The following is a 22,334-nucleotide window of genomic DNA, read 5'->3' on the forward strand; positions in this document are numbered from 1 at the left end:
GCAATCATCCCTCAAGGATCGACGGGATTAGCAAGTCAGGAGGTCTTATGAATGAGTTCAAGAGGTGTATGCGCGTGTTTAGTCATTCTCCCTTTAAAGTACGGTTAATGCTGCTCTCTATGTTGTGCGATATGGTCAACAACAAACCGCAGCAAGATAAACCTTCCGATAAATAGCGGCGTCGCGGTACGCCGCTTCACTCCTGCTTTTATGCAGGCACAACGCGTTTTGGTCTGAAAAACCCCACTTTTTGTCGGATTTGCAATCCCCTTCGCAAAAGATTTGTTCGTCAGTAGTTGACCTGAACGGCGGCTCGCTCTATCTTCTTGCAGCCCTGCGTATATTGCGGCTCGCGGATGCGGACCCCTTTCCCCTCTCCACGCACTCTTGCAGGTATTGACCCTTGACGCCAGGGTAAGCACATGGCGTTTGTTACGATAGTGGCATATGAATTTAACCCTCAAAGAATCGCTTGTTACCCGTAGCCGGGTATTTAGCCCGTGGACTGCGTTCTACTTTTTACAGTCGCTATTAATTAACCTCGGCTTAGGTTACCCCTTCAGTTTGCTCTACACCGCCGCATTTACGGCTATTTTGCTTTTACTATGGCGAACATTGCCTCGCGTACAAAAAGTTCTGGTCGGTGTCAGTTCGCTGGTGGCGGCTTGTTATTTCCCTTTTGCTCAGGCCTACGGCGCACCTAATTTCAATACATTGCTGGCATTGCACTCCACCAATATGGAAGAGTCGACCGAAATCCTGACGATTTTTCCGTGGTACAGCTACCTGGTCGGCTTATTTATTTTTGCGCTCGGCGTAATAGCAATCAGGCGGAAAAAAGAGAGTGAAAAAGCGCGCTGGAATACCTTCGACAGCCTGTGTCTGGTATTCAGTGTGGCGACATTTTTTGTTGCTCCCGTGCAAAACCTGGCCTGGGGCGGCGTATTTAAACTGAAAGATACTGGCTATCCGGTATTTCGTTTTGCTAAGGATGTCATCGTCAATAATAACGAGGTGATTGAAGAGCAAGAACGGATGGCAAAACTTTCCGGAATGAAAGATACCTGGACGGTCACTGCCGTTAAGCCGAAGTATCAGACCTATGTGGTGGTGATCGGTGAAAGCGCGCGTCGCGATGCCCTCGGTGCCTTTGGCGGTCACTGGGACAATACCCCGTTTGCCAGCAGTGTTAACGGTTTGATATTTGCTGACTACATTGCCGCCAGTGGCTCCACGCAGAAATCGCTTGGCTTAACGCTCAATCGCGTTGTCGATGGCAAACCACAGTTTCAGGATAACTTTGTCACCCTGGCAAATCGCGCGGGCTTCCAGACCTGGTGGTTTTCCAACCAGGGCCAAATCGGCGAATACGATACCGCCATCGCCAGCATCGCCAAACGAGCAGATGAAGTGTACTTCCTGAAAGAAGGTAATTTTGAAGCAGATAAAAACACGAAAGACGAAGCGTTACTGGATATGACCGCTCAAGTGCTGGCGCAAGAGCACTCGCAACCGCAGCTGATTGTTTTACATCTGATGGGCTCACATCCGCAGGCCTGCGACCGGACACAAGGCAAATACGAAACCTTTGTGCAATCGAAAGAAACGTCGTGCTATCTCTATACCATGACGCAAACAGACGATTTACTGCGCAAGCTGTACGATCAGTTACGCAACAGCGGCAGCAGCTTCTCGCTGGTTTACTTTTCTGACCACGGTCTGGCCTTTAAAGAGCGTGGCAAAGACGTGCAATACCTTGCCCATGATGATAAGTATCAGCAAAATTTCCAGGTGCCTTTTATGGTCATTTCGAGCGACGATAAAGCGCATCGGGTGATTAAAGCCCGCCGCTCTGCCAATGACTTCTTAGGCTTTTTCTCGCAGTGGACGGGAATTAAAGCGAAGGAAATTAACATCAAATACCCGTTTATATCTGAGAAGAAAGCCGGGCCGATATACATCACCAACTTCCAGTTACAGAAGGTGGATTACAACCATCTCGGAACCGATATTTTCGACCCGAAACCTTAAAACAAAAAATCCGCCCCGAGAGGCGGATTTTTTATATCACCGAAGTGATTAGAAGCGGTAACCAACACCGGCAATCCAGGTGCCTACGTCAACGCTACGAATACGGCTCTGCTCGTAAGAGAAGTCCAGAGCAACGTTTTCCATCGGGTTGAACTGCAGACCAGCACCGTAGGAGAAACCGTAGTCGCTGGTGTCGTGTTTGTAGGTCGGGTATTCAGTGGTCTGGAATTTACCATAACCCACACCCACTACACCGTAGATGCTTGCCCAGTCGTTAATGCGGTAAGCCGGACCAGCAGTGATGCCGTAGTACTGGTTTTTGTTGTAGTCACCAGAGCTTGCAGTACGGCTTTTCTCGGTGTAAGTGAAAGAACCGATCACACCCAGCGGGCTGTTGTCTTCTTCATAGCGGTATTTCAGGTTGAAACCGCCCATTTTGTTCATTTGGCCCTGAGCGTCGCTCTGTGCGTAACCGCCAGTTACGGTAGAAGTTGCAGCTACGGAAGTACCTGCGGTGAAAGCCAGAACTGCGGCCAGTGCTGAAAGACATGCAATTTTTTTCATAACCACCTCAAATGTGATTCAAATAAGTCCTAAGTTTTAAATATATCAAAAATTAATGGGAAACTCTTCGCGATTTGTGATGTCTAACGGGCCATTTCATGTAACAGAACGTTTCCATACACCGCTATCCATCTAAATTTAAATCACTTTTTCAGAGAACTGCGTAAGTATTACGCATGTTTTCCCGGTCATTCATCCAGATTATTCCTAATCACCAGACTAATGATTCCATCAATCCTGGCGCATTTTAGTCAAAACGGGGGAAAATTTTTTCAACAAATGCTCAACCAGCATTGGGTATATCCAGTACACTCCACGCTTTACTTAAGTCTAGATATTTGTGGGAGAAAGGATGCCTGGTTCATTACGTAAAATGCCGGTCTGGTTACCAATAGTCATATTGCTCGTTGCCATGGCGTCTATTCAGGGTGGAGCCTCGTTAGCTAAGTCACTTTTTCCTCTGGTGGGCGCACCGGGTGTCACTGCGCTGCGTCTGGCATTAGGAACGCTGATCCTCATCGCGTTCTTTAAGCCATGGCGACTGCGCTTTGCCAAAGAGCAGCGGTTACCGCTGTTGTTTTACGGCGTTTCGCTGGGGGGGATGAATTATCTTTTTTATCTTTCTATTCAGACGGTACCGCTGGGTATTGCGGTGGCGCTGGAGTTCACCGGACCACTGGCGGTGGCGCTGTTCTCTTCTCGTCGCCCGGTAGATTTCGTCTGGGTTGTTCTGGCGGTTCTTGGTCTGTGGTTCCTGCTACCGCTGGGGCAAGACGTTTCCCATGTCGATTTAACCGGCTGTGCGCTGGCTCTGGGGGCCGGGGCTTGTTGGGCTATTTACATTTTAAGTGGGCAACGCGCAGGAGCGGAACATGGCCCTGCGACGGTGGCAATTGGTTCGTTGATTGCAGCGTTAATTTTCGTGCCAATTGGAGCGCTTCAGGCTGGTGAAGCACTCTGGCACTGGTCGGTTATTCCATTGGGTCTGGCGGTCGCTATTCTCTCGACCGCTCTGCCTTATTCGCTGGAAATGATTGCCCTCACCCGTTTGCCAACACGGACATTTGGTACGCTGATGAGCATGGAACCGGCGCTGGCTGCCGTTTCCGGGATGATTTTCCTCGGAGAAACACTGACACCCATACAGCTGCTGGCGCTCGGCGCTATCATCGCCGCTTCAATGGGGTCTACGCTGACAGTACGCAAAGAGAGCAAAATAAAAGAATTAGACATTAATTAAATTTACATTTCTGCATGGTTATGCATAACCATGCAGAATTTCTCGCTACTTTTCCTCTACACCGTCTTTATATATCGAATTATGCAAAAGCATATTTATTCCGAAAATTCCTGGCGAGCCAATAAATAAGAATTGTTCTTATCAATATAACTAACCCATTGAATTTTTATTAGTTTTGTTTTTCACGCTTGTTACCACTATTAGTGTGATAGGAACAGCCAGAATAGCGGAACACATAGCCGGTGCTATACTTAGTCTCGTTAATTACTGGGACATAACATCAAGAGGATATGAAATTATGAGTACCGCTAAATTAGTTAAATCAAAAGCGACCAATCTGCTTTATACCCGCAACGATGTCTCTGACAGCGAGAAAAAAGCAACAGTAGAGTTGCTGAATCGCCAGGTTATCCAGTTTATTGATCTTTCTTTGATTACCAAACAAGCGCACTGGAACATGCGCGGCGCTAACTTCATTGCCGTACATGAAATGCTGGATGGCTTCCGCACCGCACTGATCGATCATCTGGATACCATGGCAGAACGTGCAGTGCAGCTGGGCGGTGTAGCTCTGGGGACCACTCAAGTTATCAACAGCAAAACCCCGCTGAAAAGTTACCCGCTGGACATCCACAACGTTCAGGATCACCTGAAAGAACTGGCTGACCGTTACGCAATCGTCGCTAATGACGTACGCAAAGCGATTGGCGAAGCGAAAGATGACGATACCGCAGATATCCTGACCGCCGCGTCTCGCGACCTGGATAAATTCCTGTGGTTTATTGAGTCTAACATCGAATAAATCCATCGCTGATGGTGCAGAACTTTAGTACCCGATAAAAGCGGCTTCCTGACAGGAGGCCGTTTTGTTTTGCAGCCCGCTTCAACGCACTTATTTAGTGCATCCATCTGCTATCCCCAGCTGGTTAAGTAAATTTTTTGTATCCACATCATCACACAATCGTTACATAAAGATTGTTTTTTCATCAGGTTTTACGCTAAATAATCACTGTGTTGAGTGCACAATTTTAGCGCACCAGTTTGGTGCCCCAGAATGGTGCATCTTCAGGGTATTGCCCTATAAATCGTGCATCACGTTTTTGCCGCATCTCGAAAAATCAATGAGTTGCAAAACTGGCACGATTTTTTCATATATGTGAATGTCACGCAGGGGATCGTCCCGTGGATAGAAAAAAGGAAATGCTATGAAGTCTGTATTAAAAGTTTCACTGGCTGCACTGACCCTGGCTTTTGCGGTTTCTTCTCATGCCGCGGATAAAAAATTAGTTGTCGCGACGGATACCGCCTTCGTTCCGTTTGAATTTAAACAGGGCGATAAATATGTGGGCTTTGACGTTGATCTGTGGGCTGCCATCGCTAAAGAGCTGAAGCTGGATTACGAACTGAAGCCGATGGATTTCAGTGGGATCATTCCGGCACTGCAAACCAAAAACGTCGATCTGGCGCTGGCGGGCATTACCATCACCGACGAGCGTAAAAAAGCGATCGATTTCTCTGACGGCTACTACAAAAGCGGCCTGTTAGTGATGGTGAAAGCTAACAATAACGATGTGAAAAGCGTGAAAGATCTCGACGGGAAAGTGGTTGCTGTGAAGAGCGGCACTGGCTCCGTTGATTACGCGAAAGCAAACATCAAAACAAAAGATCTGCGTCAGTTCCCGAACATCGATAACGCCTATATGGAACTGGGCACCAACCGCGCAGACGCCGTTCTGCACGATACGCCAAACATTCTGTACTTCATCAAAACCGCCGGTAACGGTCAGTTCAAAGCGGTAGGTGACTCTCTGGAAGCACAGCAATACGGTATTGCGTTCCCGAAAGGTAGCGACGAGCTGCGTGACAAAGTCAACGGCGCGTTGAAAACCCTGCGCGAGAACGGAACTTACAACGAAATCTACAAAAAATGGTTCGGTACTGAACCGAAATAATAACGCTACGCCTGTAAAGCGCACTGGCAGTTCCCTCTCCCCTCTGGGGAGAGGATTAGGGTGAGGGGCGCAAACCCGCTCCGGGGCCATTAATTACCCTGAATTTGATTATTTACACCACGGTAACAGGAACAACATATGCAGTTTGACTGGAGTGCCATCTGGCCTGCCATTCCGCTTCTGATTGAAGGTGCCAAAATGACCCTGTGGATCTCGGTCCTCGGTCTGGCTGGCGGCCTGGTGATCGGATTGCTGGCAGGTTTTGCACGCACCTTCGGTGGTTGGATAGCCAACCACGTCGCGCTGGTCTTTATTGAAGTGATCCGCGGCACACCTATCGTCGTCCAGGTGATGTTTATCTATTTCGCCCTGCCGATGGCGTTTAACGACTTACGCATCGACCCGTTTACTGCGGCGGTGGTCACCATCATGATCAACTCCGGCGCATACATTGCGGAAATCACGCGTGGTGCGGTGCTGTCTATCCACAAAGGTTTTCGTGAAGCAGGACTGGCGCTTGGTCTTTCACGTTGGGAAACCATTCGCTACGTCATTTTACCGCTGGCACTGCGTCGTATGCTGCCGCCGCTGGGTAACCAGTGGATCATCAGCATTAAAGACACCTCGCTGTTTATTGTTATCGGCGTGGCGGAACTGACCCGTCAGGGGCAAGAAATTATTGCCGGTAACTTCCGCGCCCTTGAGATCTGGAGCGCCGTGGCGGTGTTCTATCTGATTATTACCCTGGTGCTGAGCTTTATTCTGCGTCGTCTGGAAAGAAGGATGAAAATCCTGTGATTGAATTTAAAAACGTCTCCAAGCATTTTGGTCCAACCCAGGTGCTGCACAATATCGATTTGAACATTGCTCAGGGCGAAGTCGTGGTGATTATCGGGCCATCCGGTTCCGGTAAATCGACCCTGCTGCGCTGCATCAACAAACTGGAAGAAATCACTTCCGGCGATCTGATTGTCGATGGCCTGAAGGTTAACGATCCGAAAGTTGACGAGCGCCTGATTCGCCAGGAAGCAGGTATGGTGTTCCAGCAGTTTTACCTCTTCCCGCATCTGACGGCGCTGGAAAATGTGATGTTTGGTCCGCTACGCGTGCGTGGCGCGAACAAAGAAGAGGCGGAAAAACTGGCGCGTGAGCTGCTGGCGAAAGTCGGCCTGGCAGAACGCGCTCACCACTACCCTTCCGAGCTTTCTGGTGGTCAGCAACAGCGTGTGGCGATTGCCCGTGCGCTGGCGGTAAAACCGAAAATGATGCTGTTCGATGAACCGACTTCCGCTCTTGACCCGGAACTGCGCCATGAAGTGCTGAAGGTTATGCAGGACCTGGCTGAAGAAGGGATGACGATGGTGATCGTGACCCACGAAATCGGTTTTGCCGAGAAAGTAGCTTCGCGCCTGATCTTTATCGACAAAGGCCGGATTGCGGAAGATGGCGATCCGCAGGTGTTGATCAAGAACCCACCGAGCCAGCGCTTGCAGGAATTTTTGCAACACGTCTCTTAACTTCTCAGCCTCCCTTTCCCCCGAAAGGGAGGCACACCAGATTCCTCTCATTTAAAATCGCCCCTCCCCCAGCATCTATACTTATCTTTTTGCTCTGTTTTCTCACTGGAGGAGTCATGCGGTGGATCCTGTTCATCCTCTTCTGCCTGCTGGGCGCACCTGCCCAAGCGGTATCCATACCCGGCGTTACAACCACAACGACAACGGACTCAACGACTGAACCGGCCCCGGAACCGGATATCGAACAAAAAAAAGCGGCCTATGGCGCACTGGCGGATGTGCTGGATAATGACACCTCGCGTAAAGAGTTGATCGACCAGTTGCGCACCGTCGCCGCGACGCCCCCTGCGGAACCCGTACCGAAGATCGTGCCGCCGACGCTGGTTGAAGAGCAAACCGTTCTGCAAAAAGTCACCGAAGTCAGCCGCCATTATGGTGAAGCCCTTTCCGCCCGCTTCGGGCAACTTTATCGCAATATCACCGGCTCCCCGCATAAGCCGTTTAATCCACAAACCTTCAGCAATGCGTTGACCCATTTTTCAATGTTAGCGGTATTAGTGTTTGGTTTTTACTGGCTGATTCGTCTGTGCGCACTGCCGCTGTATCGCAAAATGGGCCAGTGGGCGCGGCAAAAAAATCGCGAACGCAGCAACTGGCTGCAGCTTCCGGCGATGATTATCGGGGCGTTTATTATCGACCTGCTGTTACTGGCACTGACATTATTTGTCGGCCAGGTATTAAGCGACAACCTGAATGCGGGCAGTCGCACCATCGCTTTCCAACAAAGTTTGTTTCTCAACGCCTTTGCCCTGATTGAATTTTTCAAAGCTGTACTACGCCTGATTTTTTGCCCAAACGTGGCGGAACTGCGCCCGTTCACGATTCATGACGAGACCGCCCGTTACTGGAGCCGTCGCCTGAGCTGGTTAAGCAGCCTGATTGGCTATGGCCTGATTGTGGCCGTGCCGATTATCTCTAATCAGGTGAATGTACAGATAGGTGCGCTGGCGAACGTCATCATTATGCTGTGCATGACGGTCTGGGCGTTGTACCTGATCTTTCGTAATAAAAAAGAGATTACCCAGCATTTGCTCAACTTCGCGGAGCATTCGCTGGCCTTTTTCAGCCTGTTTATCCGCGCCTTTGCGCTGGTGTGGCACTGGCTGGCAAGCGCCTATTTTATCGTGCTGTTTTTCTTTTCGTTGTTCGATCCGGGCAACAGCCTGAAATTTATGATGGGTGCAACGGTGCGCAGCCTGGCGATTATTGGTATCGCAGCGTTTGTTTCCGGTATGTTTTCCCGCTGGCTGGCGAAAACCATCACTCTCTCGCCACATACTCAGCGTAACTATCCGGAGCTGCAAAAACGGTTGAATGGCTGGCTGTCGGCGGCGCTGAAAACGGCGCGTATTCTGACCGTCTGCGTGGCGGTAATGTTGCTGTTGAGCGCATGGGGATTGTTCGATTTCTGGAACTGGCTGCAAAACGGCGCGGGGCAGAAAACCGTAGATATCCTGATCCGTATCGCACTCATCCTTTTCTTCTCGGCGGTTGGCTGGACGGTGCTCGCCAGTTTGATCGAAAACCGGCTGGCTTCGGATATTCATGGCCGCCCGCTACCCAGCGCCCGTACGCGTACCCTGCTGACGCTGTTCCGTAACGCGCTGGCGGTGATTATCAGTACCATCACCATCATGATTGTGTTGTCGGAAATCGGCGTCAATATCGCGCCATTGCTGGCAGGTGCCGGGGCATTAGGTCTGGCTATCTCGTTTGGTTCGCAAACGCTGGTAAAAGATATCATTACCGGGGTGTTTATTCAGTTTGAAAACGGCATGAACACTGGAGATTTGGTGACTATCGGGCCGTTGACCGGCACTGTGGAACGGATGTCGATTCGCTCCGTGGGCGTGCGCCAGGATACCGGGGCGTATCACATCATTCCGTGGTCTTCGATTACCACCTTTGCTAACTTTGTCCGCGGCATTGGTTCGGTAGTGGCAAATTATGATGTTGATCGCCATGAAGATGCTGATAAAGCCAATCAGGCACTGAAAGATGCGGTAGCGGAATTAATGGAAAACGAAGAAATTCGCGGGCTGATTATTGGTGAACCGAATTTTGCCGGGATTGTCGGCTTAAGCAATACCGCGTTTACACTGCGTGTTTCGTTCACCACGCTGCCACTCAAACAGTGGACGGTACGCTTTGCCCTCGACAGCCAGGTGAAAAAACATTTCGACCTGGCGGGTGTTCGCGCGCCGGTGCAGACTTATCAGGTGCTGCCTGCTCCGGGCGCGGCCCCGGCTGAACCGCTGCCGCCGGGGGAGCCAACGCTTTAACGCTGGCGATTGACAAAACGGCGGCGCTGCTCGTCGTTCATAAAGGTCCAGGCAATAAAGCGACTCTGCTTTTGCCCCTGGGCCATCTCTTTTTTTACCACCTTCACCGCGCCCACGTCCGTCAGGGCACGATACAACGGCGGTAGGTTTTCACCACGAGATACCAGTGAGGTAAACCACATCACGTGCTTCGCGAAGCCTTTGCTCTCTTCAATCATCTTTTTGATAAAAGCGACTTCACCGCCTTCACACCACAACTCCTGTTGCTGACCACCAAAGTTCAGTGCATCGTCTTTGTTTAGCCCCAGGTTACGGCGTTTACGTTCACTACCTGCCCGTGCCGCAGCGGCGGAATCGTGGAATGGCGGGTTACACAAGGTCGCGTCGTATTGCTCGTTTTTATGGATGATGCCGTTAAAAATCGCCCCACTCTCTTTTTGCCGACGCAGACGAATGGCGCGGTTAAGCCCCGGATTAGCACTGATGATCGCCTGCGCACTGCTTAACGCCTGGCTGCTGGTTTCACTACCAGTAAAACGCCAGCCATATTCATGTACGCCAATCAGCGGGTAAATACAGTTCGCACCAACGCCGATATCCAGAATGCTGGCATTAGCTGGAATTGATCCGCTTGCTTCTGCCAGTAAATCGGCAAGGTGATGAATATAATCCGCCCGGCCCGGTACTGGCGGGCAGAGAAAACCGTCGGGGATATCCCAGTTCGCTACGGCGTAAAAATGGGCCAGCAACGCCTTATTGAGCGCCTTCACCGCCAGCGGATTGGCAAAGTCTACGCTTTGCTCCCCGGCGGGTGTAAGCGTGAGGAATTGCCTGAGTTCAGGATTGACCTGACAAAGCGTGGCGAGATCGTAGCGGCTGTGATGACGGTTGCGCGGATGCAACCCCGGTTTCTGGGCGGACATAGCATTCTCCTTTAAGCAGCGGCGTAAGATACCCGCATAACGCGACAGGGTAAATATCTGGCTGCGTTTATCATTTCTATAAACCTTCACATGGCTATGGTTTATGGCAATTCACCATAAAAATCAGCATCATGCATGTCATTGATTTGTCTTATTTTGTAAAAATATATCGTTCAAAAAACAAGCACATCTCTGTCAATTTTTTGCGTCATTTTCATCGTCCAGGCGACCTACACTTATCAGGCACTACCCGTTGTATTTATGAGGATGTCATTATGAAAAAGTGCCTCACACTACTGATTGCCACCGTCCTGAGCGGAATCTCTCTCACGGCTTATGCCGCGCAACCGATGAGTAACCTGGACAGCGGTCAGCTACGGCCCGCCGGTACCGTTTCGGCAACTGGCGCATCAAACCTAAGCGATCTGGAGGATAAACTGGCAGAAAAAGCGCGCGAACAAGGCGCGAAAGGTTATGTCATTAATTCCGCGGGCGGAAATGACCAGATGTTCGGTACTGCAACCATCTACAAATAACCCCACCAACGTAACTGCATTCGCCTCTGGATGCAGTTTTCGCCTGTTTTGTAATCAAAAAACATCAAATATGAACGCAATGTAAATAAATGTATTTCTTTTTCGCGCAATGGGTGATAGAAAATCGCGCCAAGTGATAATGCTTATCAAAATTATTATCACTTGCACGAACACTATCACGGGATTAACAGTGGCATCGCATCCGCAGAGAGGCTTTCTCGTGTCAGTGAAAATTTCAACATATAAGAAAAAGTCACCTGCAAAATGGAAAACAATCGCAATTTCCCTGCCAGACAATTTCATTCGCTCACGTTCTTTGCCGGTCTTTGTATTGGTATTACGCCTGTGGCACAGGCACTCGCCGCCGAAGGGCAAGCTAACGCGGATGACACGCTGGTTGTCGAAGCATCAACGCCTTCGCTTTATGCGCCACAACAATCTGCTGATCCGAAATTCTCGCGTCCGGTAGCGGATACTACCCGCACGATGACGGTGATTTCTGAACAAGTGATTAAAGATCAGGGCGCAACCAACCTTACCGACGCGCTCAAAAACGTCCCCGGCGTGGGTGCGTTTTTTGCGGGTGAGAACGGTAACTCCACCACTGGCGACGCCATTTATATGCGCGGTGCCGATACCTCTAACAGTATTTATATCGATGGCATTCGCGATATCGGCAGCGTCTCGCGCGACACCTTCAATACCGAGCAGGTCGAAGTAATTAAAGGGCCGTCCGGCACCGACTACGGGCGCAGCGCACCGACGGGCTCGATCAATATGATCAGCAAACAGCCGCGCAATGATTCCGGCATTGACGCCTCCGCCAGTATTGGCAGCGCCTGGTTCCGCCGCGGCACGCTGGACGTCAATCAGGCCATTGGTGATACCACCGCGGTGCGCCTGAATGTAATGGGCGAAAAAACGCACGATGCCGGACGCGACAAAATCAAAAATGAGCGTTACGGCGTCGCCCCTTCTGTCGCTTTTGGCCTTGGTACAGCGAATCGTTTGTATCTTAATTATCTGCATGTCACCCAGCACAACACGCCAGACGGTGGCATTCCGACTATCGGTTTGCCGGGCTATTCTGCCCCATCTGCGGGAACAGTGGCCCTGAATCATTCCGGAAAAGTTGATACTCATAACTTTTACGGCACGGATTCCGATTACGACGATTCGACCACCGACACCGCTACCATGCGTTTTGAGCACGACATCAACGATAACACCACCATTCGCAATACTACCCGTTGGTCGCGCGTGAAGCAGGATTACCTGATGACGGCGATTATGGGCGGGGCGTCGAATATTACCCAGCCCACCAGCGATGTGAATAGCTGGACCTGGTCACGCACGGCGAATACCAAAGATGTGAGTAATAAAATTCTCACCAACCAGACCAACCTGACCTCGACGTTCTATACCGGTTCTATCGGTCATGATGTCAGTACCGGCGTGGAATTTACCCGTGAAACGCAGACTAACTACGGCGTTAATCCGGTGACGTTACCTGCGGTAAATATTTATCATCCTGACAGCAGCATTCATCCCGGCGGCCTGACGCGCAACGGCGCAAACGCCAATGGTCAGACGGATACCTTCGCAATTTACGCCTTCGATACGCTGCAAATCACCCGTGATTTTGAGCTGAACGGCGGGATCCGTCTGGATAATTATCATACTGAATATGACAGTGCCACCGCCTGCGGCGGCAGCGGACGCGGTGCCATCACCTGCCCTGCTGGCGTGGCAAAAGGTTCTCCGGTCACCACCGTCGATACCGCTAAGTCGGGCAATCTGGTGAACTGGAAAGCCGGGGCGCTGTATCACCTGACGGAAAACGGCAATGTCTATATTAACTATGCCGTTTCCCAGCAGCCTCCGGGCGGCAACAACTTCGCCCTTGCGCAGTCTGGCAGCGGTAACAGCGCCAACCGCACCGATTTTAAACCGCAAAAAGCCAACACCAGCGAGATTGGCACCAAATGGCAGGTTCTGGATAAACGCCTGTTGCTCACCGCCGCGCTGTTCCGTACTGATATCGAAAATGAAGTTGAGCAAAATGATGACGGAACTTACTCGCAATACGGTAAGAAACGCGTCGAAGGCTATGAGATATCCGTGGCCGGGAATATCACTCCCGCGTGGCAGGTGATTGGCGGCTATACCCAGCAAAAAGCAACCATCAAAAACGGCAAAGATGTTGCCCAGGATGGTTCCTCATCGCTGCCGTATACCCCGGAGCACGCCTTTACCTTATGGAGCCAGTATCAGGCAACCGATGATATCTCTGTTGGCGCAGGCGCACGCTATATCGGTAGTATGCACAAAGGTTCAGACGGCGCGGTGGGAACGCCAGCGTTTACCGAAGGTTACTGGGTCGCCGACGCTAAACTGGGGTATCGGGTTAATCGCAATCTCGACTTCCAGCTAAACGTCTACAACCTGTTTGATACCGATTACGTCGCCTCAATCAACAAGAGCGGCTACCGTTATCACCCGGGCGAGCCAAGAACCTTCCTGCTCACGGCCAATATGCATTTCTGATTCAGATGTGGGGCGCAGGCCCCACTTTTTGGAGAGCTTGTATGATGTACCACATTCCCGGCGTGTTATCGCCACAGGACGTCGCCCGGTTTCGCGAACAACTGGAACAAGCCGAATGGGTTGATGGACGCGTCACCACCGGCGCACAAGGTGCGCAAGTTAAGAACAATCAACAGGTAGACACCCGCAGCACGTTATACGCTGCCCTGCAAAATGAGGTGCTGAACGCGGTTAACCAACATGCTTTGTTCTTTGCCGCTGCCTTACCGCGTACCCTTTCCACGCCGCTGTTTAATCGCTATCAGAACAATGAAACCTATGGTTTTCATGTGGATGGCGCAGTACGCAGTCACCCACAAAACGGCTGGATGCGCACTGACCTTTCTGCCACGCTGTTTTTAAGCGATCCACAAAGCTACGATGGCGGCGAACTGGTCGTTAATGACACCTTCGGGCAACATCGGGTAAAACTTCCGGCAGGCGATCTGGTGTTGTATCCCTCCAGCAGCTTGCATTGCGTGACACCCGTAACCCGCGGCGTACGAGTGGCATCATTTATGTGGATCCAGTCGATGATCCGTGATGATAAAAAGCGCGCCATGCTGTTTGAACTGGACAACAATATTCAGTCGCTGAAAAGCCGCTACGGCGAAAGTGAAGAGATCCTGTCGCTGCTCAATCTTTATCATAATCTGCTGCGGGAATGGTCGGAGATCTGACGCTTGAACTGCCCGAGTTCGCCCCTATATTAGCTACACTTAACTGTACAAGTATTGATATGGGGAGGACGATATGGCATCCGGTTGGGCTAACGATGACGCCGTCAACGAACAGATCAACAGTACAATTGAAGATGCGATTGCCCGCGCTCGGGGTGAAATTCCGCGTGGCGAAAGCCTGTATGAATGTGAAGAGTGCGGAGCCCCCATCCCGCAAGCCCGTCGGGAAGCCATTCCTGGTGTGCGCTTATGCATTCATTGTCAGCAGGAGAAAGATTTACAAAAACCAGCTTATACAGGATATAATCGCAGAGGTTCGAAAGACAGCCAGTTACGTTAACTACAACTGGCGGGATGTATAGCGAGTATAGTTTGTATTTTGCGTGGCATTCCGTGCCTTTAACGCTGTCGTGACTGCCACGCTGCATAAAACAAGTCCATAAGTTCAACAAATAAATGGATTATCAGTATGTTAGATATCAATCAATTTATTTGAACAAGGCGGTCAATTCTCTTCGATTTTATCTCTCGAAAAAAAACGTGATACTCATCACATCGACGAAACAACGTCACTTATACAAAAATCACCTGCGAGAGATTAATTATGAAAACTATCAATACTGTTGTTGCTGCTATGGCTCTTTCAACTCTGTCATTTGGCGTGTTTGCCGCGGAACCGGTAACGGCATCCCAGGCACAGAACATGAATAAAATCGGCGTGGTTTCTGCCGATGGCGCATCCACCCTCGATGCCCTGGAAGCTAAACTGGCTGAGAAAGCTGCGGCAGCCGGTGCCAGTGGATACAGCATCACTTCTGCCACCAACAACAATAAATTAAGCGGTACTGCGGTAATTTATAAGTAATTCGTAAGCCGGATCAGGCGTTTACGCTACGTTCAGCACAAGTATTTCCCTGTCTGTTTGCCGACAGACGCATATGCTCTAACCCTCATTGATCCTATGTTACCCTTGTTTGCCCGTCCGCCACTGGACGGGCTTTTTTTTAGCTGGCTAACTGCTGACAGAAAGCCTGCAACGTCTCTTCCGGCATACCAACCTTTCGCGCCGCATCACAAATGGCCTGCCAGCTTCCCGCATCCAATGGAATCCCCTGCTCCTGCCGTTCGCGACGCGTGTTCACTTCCCACTCGCCCGGGAGCAAAATCGGCTTATCGTCATCATGCGGCGAGGCTTTCACCCACTCGGCAAAGGCTTCGGTCTGCGCGCTACAATCCGGCGCGCCGAACAGTTCCGGGTTGATGATGATAGTGGTCATGCAGTTAAGAATGGCATCGGGACTGGTTTGTAACGTTTCCTGATGCGTCGTTTTACCGCCAGAAAGCGCCCCACCAAGAATTTCACACATTGCTGCAAGGGCGTAGCCTTTATGTTCGGCAAAGGTCAACAGCGAACCCAACGGCGACTCCTGCATTACCGCCGGATTTGTCGTCGGCACGCCGTTAACGTCAATCAGGCAACCTGGCGGCACGGGGACGCCTTTATGCCAGGCGACGCGGGTTTTACCAAATGCAATGGCGCTGGTGGCGTAATCGAGCAACAGCGGAAAGTCATCTTTACGTGGGAAAACCACACAGAACGGATTGGTGCCAAAGCGGCTGTCGCGACCGTGGAACGGCGCGACCATTGGAATACCAACCACGCTAACAAAGTGGATAGAGACAAACCCCGCCGCTGCACACTGCTCCGCCCAGTAACCGATACGGCCGATATGATGCGAGTTATGTAGCGCCACGGCAGCAATACCGTGCTGATGCGCTTTCTCAATCCCCAGCGCCATCGCTTCATGTGCCGCGACCTGACCAAATGCGCGATCGCCATCGAGCGTGACCGCCGCCCCCGCCTCTTTAACGATTTTGGCATGATGGTTAATTTGCAGATGCCCCTGACTCCAGGAACGCACATAGCTTGGGATCATGCCAATACCATGTGAATCATGCCCTGCATGGTTTGCCGCGATTAAATGATCTGCAACTAATTTCGCTTCTTGTTCCTCGCTACCCATCTGACGAAATACAGCCTGAATAAAACTGTGCAACGTCTGAGCATCAAAGCGATGACCACTTTCCATGGTTAACTCCTGTTTATGTTATGTGTTTGTTGTTTTTTTATGCTGCACGCCGGGCGCGGGAAGGTCAATAAAGATGCAGGAATTTCATATTGCGGTGGGGTAAAAGCCGGATGACGTGGCTCATCCGGCTGAGATAAAAATTAAAATGCCTGATTAACGCGCGCCAGGCCATCGCTGATAGTTGCCGCTTCCCCCGTAGCCACCAGGCAGCAAGCCATCTGGATTTTCAGCGATTCGGGAATCGGTTCGCTGCCAGCCAGGCAACGCTCAATCCACTGCGACGTGGTTTCCGGATCTTTTGCTTGTGGCAGTAACTCGCTACCAGCAGGGTCCTGTTTTTCATACAGCACCCGCATCCCTTCACGGTCAATGAGATTGATCTGCGGGCAGCGCTGCGGATTAGCATACACTTCGCCTTCAGTACCATGCATTAGTAGCGCCCGCCCGCCGATATCGCTAAAGAACTTCGCGACGCGTCCAATGTATTCCGGATGCGAAACGCTGGAAAGACGCAGTGCCTCACCTTCGGCAAATGGCGTCGCCAGTTTCGCCAGGGTATGTGCACTGTTACGCACGCCCATCCGCCAGCGCATCGCCAGTTGTTTTTCCAGCGGCGGGCAAAACGCGCCGACAGGCATAAACACCGGTTGATGTTCGTCGAGCTTCGCCTGCGCCTGCCCGCCGTGCAACGTTGGCGTAATACCCATCAGTTCGAAAATGGTTTCTGTCAGCACGCGGGTTGGATCTTCGCTAACCCCGTGAACCACCACAGGAAAACCGAGTTTGTGCAGGAGAATCGCCAACAACGGCGTCAGGTTGGCCTGTTTACGCGCGCCGTTGTAACTGGGGATGACAATCGGCATCGGCTTGTCTGCAGGCGGCGTCAGCTTGATGGTGTGATTTTGCATGGCTTCGTAAAAGCCGAGCATCTCTGCTTCCCCTTCCCCTTTGATACGCAGCGCAATCAATACGCCGCCCAACTCAAGGTCAGGGACTTCACCATTGAGCATATGGGCATACAGACCGCGCGCAGTATCCCGATCTAAATCGCGCGCGTGGTTTTTCCCGCGCCCGATCTCTTTAATGATTTTGCGATAGTCCATTTACGACTCCTTACCTGACTCACATCATTAACGCCGCCGACGGCGTGGGGATTTCGTTTTTTCTTTCTTTTTAACTATACCTTCAGGGACTTCCGGTTGCTCTATCGGAAATACCGGTAATGCATCCAGTAGCCGCTTGCCGTAGTTTTTGGTGAGCAAGCGTTTATCGTAAATCACCACTTCGCCCCAGCAACCGTGGCTTCGAATCAGTCGCCCAACCTGCTGAATCAGGTTAAACGAGGCGCTCGGCAGGCTTTGCACCTCAAACGGATAGCGGTTGAGGCTTTTCAGCCATTCCCCTTCGGTGATCACCACCGGGCTGTCGATGGGCGGAAAAGCGATTTTGTGGATATGCACCTGGCTGAGCAGATCACCTTTCAAATCAAGCCCTTCGGCAAAGGACTGTAAGCCCACCAGCACACTACGCTCACCGTTGGCAACGCGTTTGCGGTGCAGTTCAACTAAGCGATAACGCGGCTGATCGCCCTGCACCAGCAACATCAGGCGTAAATCCGTCACATAGTCGAGAAAGCGCTGCATCGCCCGTCCGCTGGCAAACAGTACTAACATACCGAGATGTTTTTTGCTCTCCACCTGCTCACGGAAAAAGGCCGCCATTTCGGCAATATGCTGCTCTTCGTTGTCGATGGAAGGCTCAACGCGCATCCGGGGAATAACAATTTTGCCCTGTTCGCAATGGTTGAAGGGGGAATCCAGCGCCACAAAACGGTCGCCCGCTTTCTCTTTCAGCCCGCTCATCTCCTGCAAACGCGAAAAACTGTTCAGCGAACGTAAGGTCGCGGAAGTGACAATAATGTGCGGAATACTGCGCCACAGCAGCCTTTCCAGCTGATCGCTGACACGTATCCCCACGCAGTGAAACCAGAGATGCAGTTGCCCTTCGCGCTCTTCCCGCGTCGCCCATTTGGTCACCGGCGCACCGGAAGATTGCGCCAGAGACGCCAGCCGCCAGAGTTTGCTTTGCGCCTCGAACATCCCCAACGCGCGGTTCATCTGCAAAATCAACCGATGCAGACGTACAATGTCATGGCTGCCGGTTTTCTCACTTAAATCGTTAAGAAATAACTCAGCCAGGCCACGCAGCATCTCGGTGAGTTTTGCCAGCCGCTGGCAGATCTCCAGCACTTCATCTGGCAGTTCGCCCATCGCAAAACGGTGCTCTGCCTCCTGCCCGGCAGGCATGTAGAGATTGAGAATGTTGTTTAACGTGGCGATAAGCTCATACAACTCTTCACAATGCGCATTCAAACGTTCAGGGATCGCCAGCGGCGGGATGGTCTTCGGGCGAAACTGCTCCATGCAGGTAGCGACCAGTTTCGTGAACAAGTCCAGCTGTAGTCGATACCAGGGCGCGGTGATTTCGGCACTCATCTCCAGCGCATCCCGCGCCACATCTGGCAGGTGATGGCCTTCGTCCAGCACCAGCAGTAAATTTTTCGGGTCAGGCAATACGGCTTCGCTTTCCATCGCCGCCATCACCAGCGCATGGTTTGCCACCACCACTTCCGCTTCCTGAATCTCCCGACGAGCAACAAAAAACGGGCATTCACGATAGTAGTAACAGTTGCGGTTGAGGCAGCTGGCTTTGTCGGTACTTAAACGACGCCAGAGATCGTCATCTATAGCGATATCAGTATGATCGCGCAGACCATCCCATTTATAAGTGTCGAGATCGCCCTTCAACTTTGCACAACGCTTTTGCTCTTCCTGATTGTTCGGCGTCAGCTCGTCGTCAAGAAACGCCAGCAGATCCTGTTGCGTGGGCTCAGTGCTGGCAAGCGCCGTCAGATTACGCGGGCAAACGTAGCGCCCACGCCCAAAAGCGGCAGTGAATTTAAGATCGGGAATGATCTTTTTCAGCAGTGGCAAATCTTTGCTGTAGATCTGATCCTGCAATGCTACGTTGGCGGTACTCACCACCAGCGTTTTTTGCTCTTCGCGGGCAATGGCGATACCGGGGATCAAATAGGAGAGCGTTTTCCCAACGCCGGTGGGGGCTTCAATCGCCAGATGCCGCCCTTCTTCTCCGGCCAGCGTTTTGGCGACGTCCGCAATCATCTGCCGCTGCGGCGCACGGGGAATAAAGTCGGGGATCTGTTCCTGAAGCGCCTTATACCAGGCGGCAATTTGCGCTTTAAGCGCGGCGGTTAATGCCATGAGAAAACCTGAAATACTGTATAAACAGCCAATATTGTGGCATTTTTCGGTTTTCAGGGGTAATGGTTTTTCTGTTTCTGGAAAGCGGCTCGCAAAGACGCCCTCTCGCAATATATTTGATTGAAAGTTCGACGGCACAGTGAGCGCCAGTCTTCAGGGCAGAAAACAGCAAGTGATACCGCATTTCGTGGTTACACTTGCCGCCGTCATCGCTTCGCAGGTGCCGGTATTGACCGCCCTGGCCTGAGCCAGGGCCATCAATGCCATTATCCTGCTGCGATCTTTACAGCCATGCGTCTGGCGTCCACTCGGATAAAACTTTAGAAAAACGATATTGTGCGTAGCGGACCATATCACGATATAACGAACTTATACGCAACTGGTTGGCCTCTTCATTAGACAGATTATTGAAATCAAGCAATACCGTTTTGTATGTATTAAAAGTTTGACTGCTTATCATACTTTCATCTAAAGAATAAGCTTTCGCCAATAAAGCAAATGCATAACGTTTTAAAGTTTTTGACGCATCAGGAATACCGTTAAAGACATTACTGTGAGAAATATTTGCAAATATGGCAGACAGACAGAAAAATATTTTAGATTTATCACTTTCACTGGCCTCTTTGAGATCCAGCATCGTTAATAGATTAGTGTAATGTTTTTCTTTCAAAGTATGCTGTTGCCATTGGTCTGAATCGGTCATCAAAGAGGAAAATAATGATTTAAATTCTGTCGATTGATTATCCGATTCTGGCACAAAATCTGTTTTTCGCATTATTGCTGACATAAATATATCACGAATATAACCTTTCAATCCAAGAGCATTGAGAATCAATTGATGTTTCTTATTTTTCTGCGCATATTCCCATCCTTTTGCAAATAAAGGAAATGCACGCATACAAATCGTTTCTGGATCATCTCTGACAACTTCATGGGTATCCTGCAAAGATGGATATATAGAGTAATTATTCCAGATAGTCTTTTTCTTAACCTCTGGCTCAAGCATTGAGATTAACGTCTGGTGCGATAAGCGCATTACTCGCCCAGAGTTATCGGATGACAACAGGATATAACATTTATTATCTTTGTCTAACAATCCTTGCTGCTCATTGAAATTCAATTTTATTTCTGCAGTAACGAATTGTTTTATTTCAGGTAATGCAAGATAATTGTGATAAAGGTCAAATGCTAAGTTTTTCTCTTCAACACTTCCGTTTTCAAAAAGCAAATCAATAAATTGAATAAATCTATAATTTTCAGAAACCATCAACTCTGGTTTCTTTAAAAAGAGAGCATGGAAAAAGTTGATTATTTCCGCATCGTTACTCAGATTTTTATTTTTGAAGTAGCACAGATACGTATCCAGTGCGTGCGTAACAAGTTCATGATCGCTATTAAGTGGAGATTTTATTAATTTTGCTATTATGGACGATGGGAATGCCACTATGTCTCGCAGCGTGAAGAGTTCCATGCCATCAGTTAATTGCGTTAACAAATCTTTTACTGTTTGTATGTTATCAGTATTTTCATTGAAAGATTCGTCTACCAGAGAATCCAGTTTTTCTATCATTCCTCCGATAACAAATATATCTTTTTCGCTCTCCACATCATGATTAGACATTTCATCGACGATATCTTTAACTTTACTATCACTTTCAAATAGTTTTTCTCTCACACCATTATTGGCGTTTACTACAGAAGTCGCATCATAATAGGATGGCGGAATAATAACAGAGAATTCGTTAGTGAATATAGAATGATATGCAAGATTATCATCATTCAATTTCTCGCCATCGTTTAGCGAATTAACATTCCTCAGAATATGCATCTCAATCTGACTGTCAGAAAGACTTTTAGAAAAACCACTACCTTCAGTCAGTTCAATTTTCATCCTGAGTATTTTATTTTTGAGGTCGGAAAATGTATTTACATAGGGAATAAAAACATCTGACAAAGTAGAGTTGCTTTTCTTTCCATTAATATTATCTATTCGGACGGTGATCCCTTTTTCATCACGAGGAATTGCATCATTCATATTTATAGAGATAACATTTTCATGTCTGGATTCCCCGGTTTTAATCGTCATATTGATATCGTTTGCGCTGATCTCCGAAATCTCACTGACGAATTTTTTAAATGCATTATAGCGCTGGTGGCCAGCATTAAATTTGCCAAATGAAACATAATATGCGAAATGTTCAAGGAAACCATGTAATTCCAGTAAATTAACCGGGTCAGAACCCTGCACCATATTTAATAACATCGTCGCATAACCATTGCATTTTGAACAATCCATACATCGCTCCTTTGCACTTGAATGATCTGCGAATCATAAGCCTGGCAAAATAGGGAATCTTACAGAAATCGCTCATTTTTAACTTTTCGTACTGCAAACTCAGGATCAACCGGTTGTGAAAGTTTGCTGCTGCACCGCTCTAAACAGACTGGCGATCAATCTTTCTATCAATAAGCAGAAATGAGCGATTTTTGATAGTTTATTGGAACTGCTAAAGATATATGGTAATGAAACGACTGCACACTTTATTTTGCTTAGGGAGATAGTCGGATACACTATAGACAATGAAAATAATA

21 protein-coding genes are annotated in these 22,334 nt (G+C 49.7%); 13 read left to right on the forward strand and 8 right to left on the reverse strand.

The window, feature by feature from the left end:
- Positions 1-47 precede the first annotated feature (47 nt).
- Together mntS and opgE are read left to right on the forward strand one after the other, a co-directional pair.
- Positions 48-176, forward strand: coding sequence for a manganase accumulation protein MntS (gene mntS, locus ACK8NJ_RS15810; RefSeq protein WP_001001761.1), 129 nt, complete (start codon positions 48-50; stop codon positions 174-176).
- 271 nt (positions 177-447) lie between these two features.
- Positions 448-2,031, forward strand: coding sequence for a phosphoethanolamine transferase (opgE, locus tag ACK8NJ_RS15815; RefSeq protein ID WP_001562815.1), 1,584 nt, complete (start codon positions 448-450; stop codon positions 2,029-2,031).
- Between the two features lie 48 nt (positions 2,032-2,079).
- Here opgE and ompX read toward each other — a convergent pair whose 3' ends face one another.
- Positions 2,080-2,595: an outer membrane protein OmpX gene (ompX, locus tag ACK8NJ_RS15820; RefSeq protein ID WP_001295296.1), complete on the reverse strand. Its 516-nt coding sequence runs from the start codon at positions 2,593-2,595 to the stop codon at positions 2,080-2,082.
- Positions 2,596-2,647: 52 nt separating this feature from the next.
- On the reverse strand, positions 2,648-2,713 hold the full coding sequence (locus ACK8NJ_RS15825) for a protein YliM (protein WP_120795379.1): 66 nt from the start codon (positions 2,711-2,713) through the stop codon (positions 2,648-2,650).
- A 234-nt stretch (positions 2,714-2,947) separates the two neighbouring features.
- On the opposite strand from ACK8NJ_RS15825, the gene rhtA reads away from it, so the two are divergent.
- The 6 genes from rhtA to ybiO all read left to right on the forward strand — a co-directional run bounded on the left by rhtA (position 2,948) and on the right by ybiO (position 9,646).
- Positions 2,948-3,835, forward strand: coding sequence for a threonine/homoserine exporter RhtA (rhtA, locus tag ACK8NJ_RS15830; protein ID WP_001295297.1), 888 nt, complete (start codon positions 2,948-2,950; stop codon positions 3,833-3,835).
- Between the two features lie 298 nt (positions 3,836-4,133).
- The gene (dps, locus tag ACK8NJ_RS15835; protein ID WP_000100800.1) at positions 4,134-4,637 is read left to right on the forward strand and encodes a DNA starvation/stationary phase protection protein Dps; all 504 of its coding nucleotides are present in this window, start codon (positions 4,134-4,136) and stop codon (positions 4,635-4,637) included.
- Between the two features lie 403 nt (positions 4,638-5,040).
- Positions 5,041-5,787: a glutamine ABC transporter substrate-binding protein GlnH gene (glnH, locus tag ACK8NJ_RS15840; RefSeq protein ID WP_000843866.1), complete on the forward strand. Its 747-nt coding sequence runs from the start codon at positions 5,041-5,043 to the stop codon at positions 5,785-5,787.
- A 138-nt stretch (positions 5,788-5,925) separates the two neighbouring features.
- A complete protein-coding gene (glnP, locus tag ACK8NJ_RS15845; protein ID WP_001159065.1) occupies positions 5,926-6,585 on the forward strand; it encodes a glutamine ABC transporter permease GlnP in 660 nt (219 codons plus the stop codon).
- Positions 6,582-7,304, forward strand: a complete 723-nt coding sequence (gene glnQ, locus ACK8NJ_RS15850) for a glutamine ABC transporter ATP-binding protein GlnQ (protein WP_000569080.1) — start codon at positions 6,582-6,584, stop codon at positions 7,302-7,304. Before glnP ends, glnQ begins: the two co-directional genes overlap by 4 nt.
- 116 nt (positions 7,305-7,420) lie before the next feature.
- Positions 7,421-9,646: a mechanosensitive channel protein gene (gene ybiO, locus ACK8NJ_RS15855; RefSeq protein WP_001267274.1), complete on the forward strand. Its 2,226-nt coding sequence runs from the start codon at positions 7,421-7,423 to the stop codon at positions 9,644-9,646.
- Here the strand turns inward: ybiO and rlmF are convergent.
- Positions 9,643-10,569, reverse strand: coding sequence for a 23S rRNA (adenine(1618)-N(6))-methyltransferase RlmF (gene rlmF / locus ACK8NJ_RS15860; protein ID WP_166741100.1), 927 nt, complete (start codon positions 10,567-10,569; stop codon positions 9,643-9,645). The genes ybiO and rlmF overlap by 4 nt on opposite strands.
- Before the next feature lie 275 nt (positions 10,570-10,844).
- Here rlmF and mcbA point away from each other — a divergent pair, with 275 nt between their 5' ends.
- The 5 genes from mcbA (at position 10,845) to ybiJ (ending at position 15,236) form a co-directional block, all read left to right on the forward strand.
- Positions 10,845-11,105, forward strand: coding sequence for a DUF1471 family periplasmic protein McbA (mcbA, locus tag ACK8NJ_RS15865; protein ID WP_000710619.1), 261 nt, complete (start codon positions 10,845-10,847; stop codon positions 11,103-11,105).
- Positions 11,106-11,369: 264 nt separating this feature from the next.
- Positions 11,370-13,652: a catecholate siderophore receptor Fiu gene (locus ACK8NJ_RS15870; RefSeq protein ID WP_000429996.1), complete on the forward strand. Its 2,283-nt coding sequence runs from the start codon at positions 11,370-11,372 to the stop codon at positions 13,650-13,652.
- Between the two features lie 41 nt (positions 13,653-13,693).
- Positions 13,694-14,371 (forward strand): PKHD-type hydroxylase YbiX, encoded by a 678-nt coding sequence (ybiX, locus tag ACK8NJ_RS15875; protein ID WP_000990177.1) that lies wholly within the window; start codon positions 13,694-13,696, stop codon positions 14,369-14,371.
- Between the two features lie 73 nt (positions 14,372-14,444).
- Entirely contained in the window at positions 14,445-14,711 is a 267-nt protein-coding gene (gene ybiI / locus ACK8NJ_RS15880; protein ID WP_000146357.1) for a C4-type zinc finger protein YbiI, read from the forward strand.
- A gap of 264 nt (positions 14,712-14,975) precedes the next feature.
- Positions 14,976-15,236 (forward strand): DUF1471 family protein YbiJ, encoded by a 261-nt coding sequence (gene ybiJ / locus ACK8NJ_RS15885; RefSeq protein ID WP_000849301.1) that lies wholly within the window; start codon positions 14,976-14,978, stop codon positions 15,234-15,236.
- 13 nt (positions 15,237-15,249) lie between these two features.
- Here ybiJ and ybiE read toward each other — a convergent pair whose 3' ends face one another.
- The 5 genes from ybiE to ACK8NJ_RS15910 form a co-directional block, all read right to left on the reverse strand.
- On the reverse strand, positions 15,250-15,309 hold the full coding sequence (gene ybiE, locus ACK8NJ_RS15890) for a hypothetical protein (RefSeq protein ID WP_212734104.1): 60 nt from the start codon (positions 15,307-15,309) through the stop codon (positions 15,250-15,252).
- Between the two features lie 66 nt (positions 15,310-15,375).
- Positions 15,376-16,461 carry a hydroxycarboxylate dehydrogenase HcXB gene (gene hcxB, locus ACK8NJ_RS15895; RefSeq protein WP_411961785.1) on the reverse strand — a complete coding sequence of 362 codons (1,086 nt, stop codon included), beginning with the start codon at positions 16,459-16,461 and terminating at the stop codon, positions 15,376-15,378.
- A 140-nt stretch (positions 16,462-16,601) separates the two neighbouring features.
- A complete protein-coding gene (ybiB, locus tag ACK8NJ_RS15900; protein WP_411961786.1) occupies positions 16,602-17,564 on the reverse strand; it encodes a DNA-binding protein YbiB in 963 nt (320 codons plus the stop codon).
- Positions 17,565-17,591: 27 nt separating this feature from the next.
- Positions 17,592-19,742: an ATP-dependent DNA helicase DinG gene (gene dinG, locus ACK8NJ_RS15905; RefSeq protein ID WP_411961787.1), complete on the reverse strand. Its 2,151-nt coding sequence runs from the start codon at positions 19,740-19,742 to the stop codon at positions 17,592-17,594.
- A 283-nt stretch (positions 19,743-20,025) separates the two neighbouring features.
- Positions 20,026-22,038, reverse strand: coding sequence for a type III effector (locus ACK8NJ_RS15910; protein ID WP_411961788.1), 2,013 nt, complete (start codon positions 22,036-22,038; stop codon positions 20,026-20,028).
- Positions 22,039-22,334: the final 296 nt, after the last annotated feature.

This window comes from Escherichia sp. F1 (assembly GCF_046764225.1).
Classification (GTDB): Bacteria; Pseudomonadota; Gammaproteobacteria; order Enterobacterales; family Enterobacteriaceae; genus Escherichia; species Escherichia coli.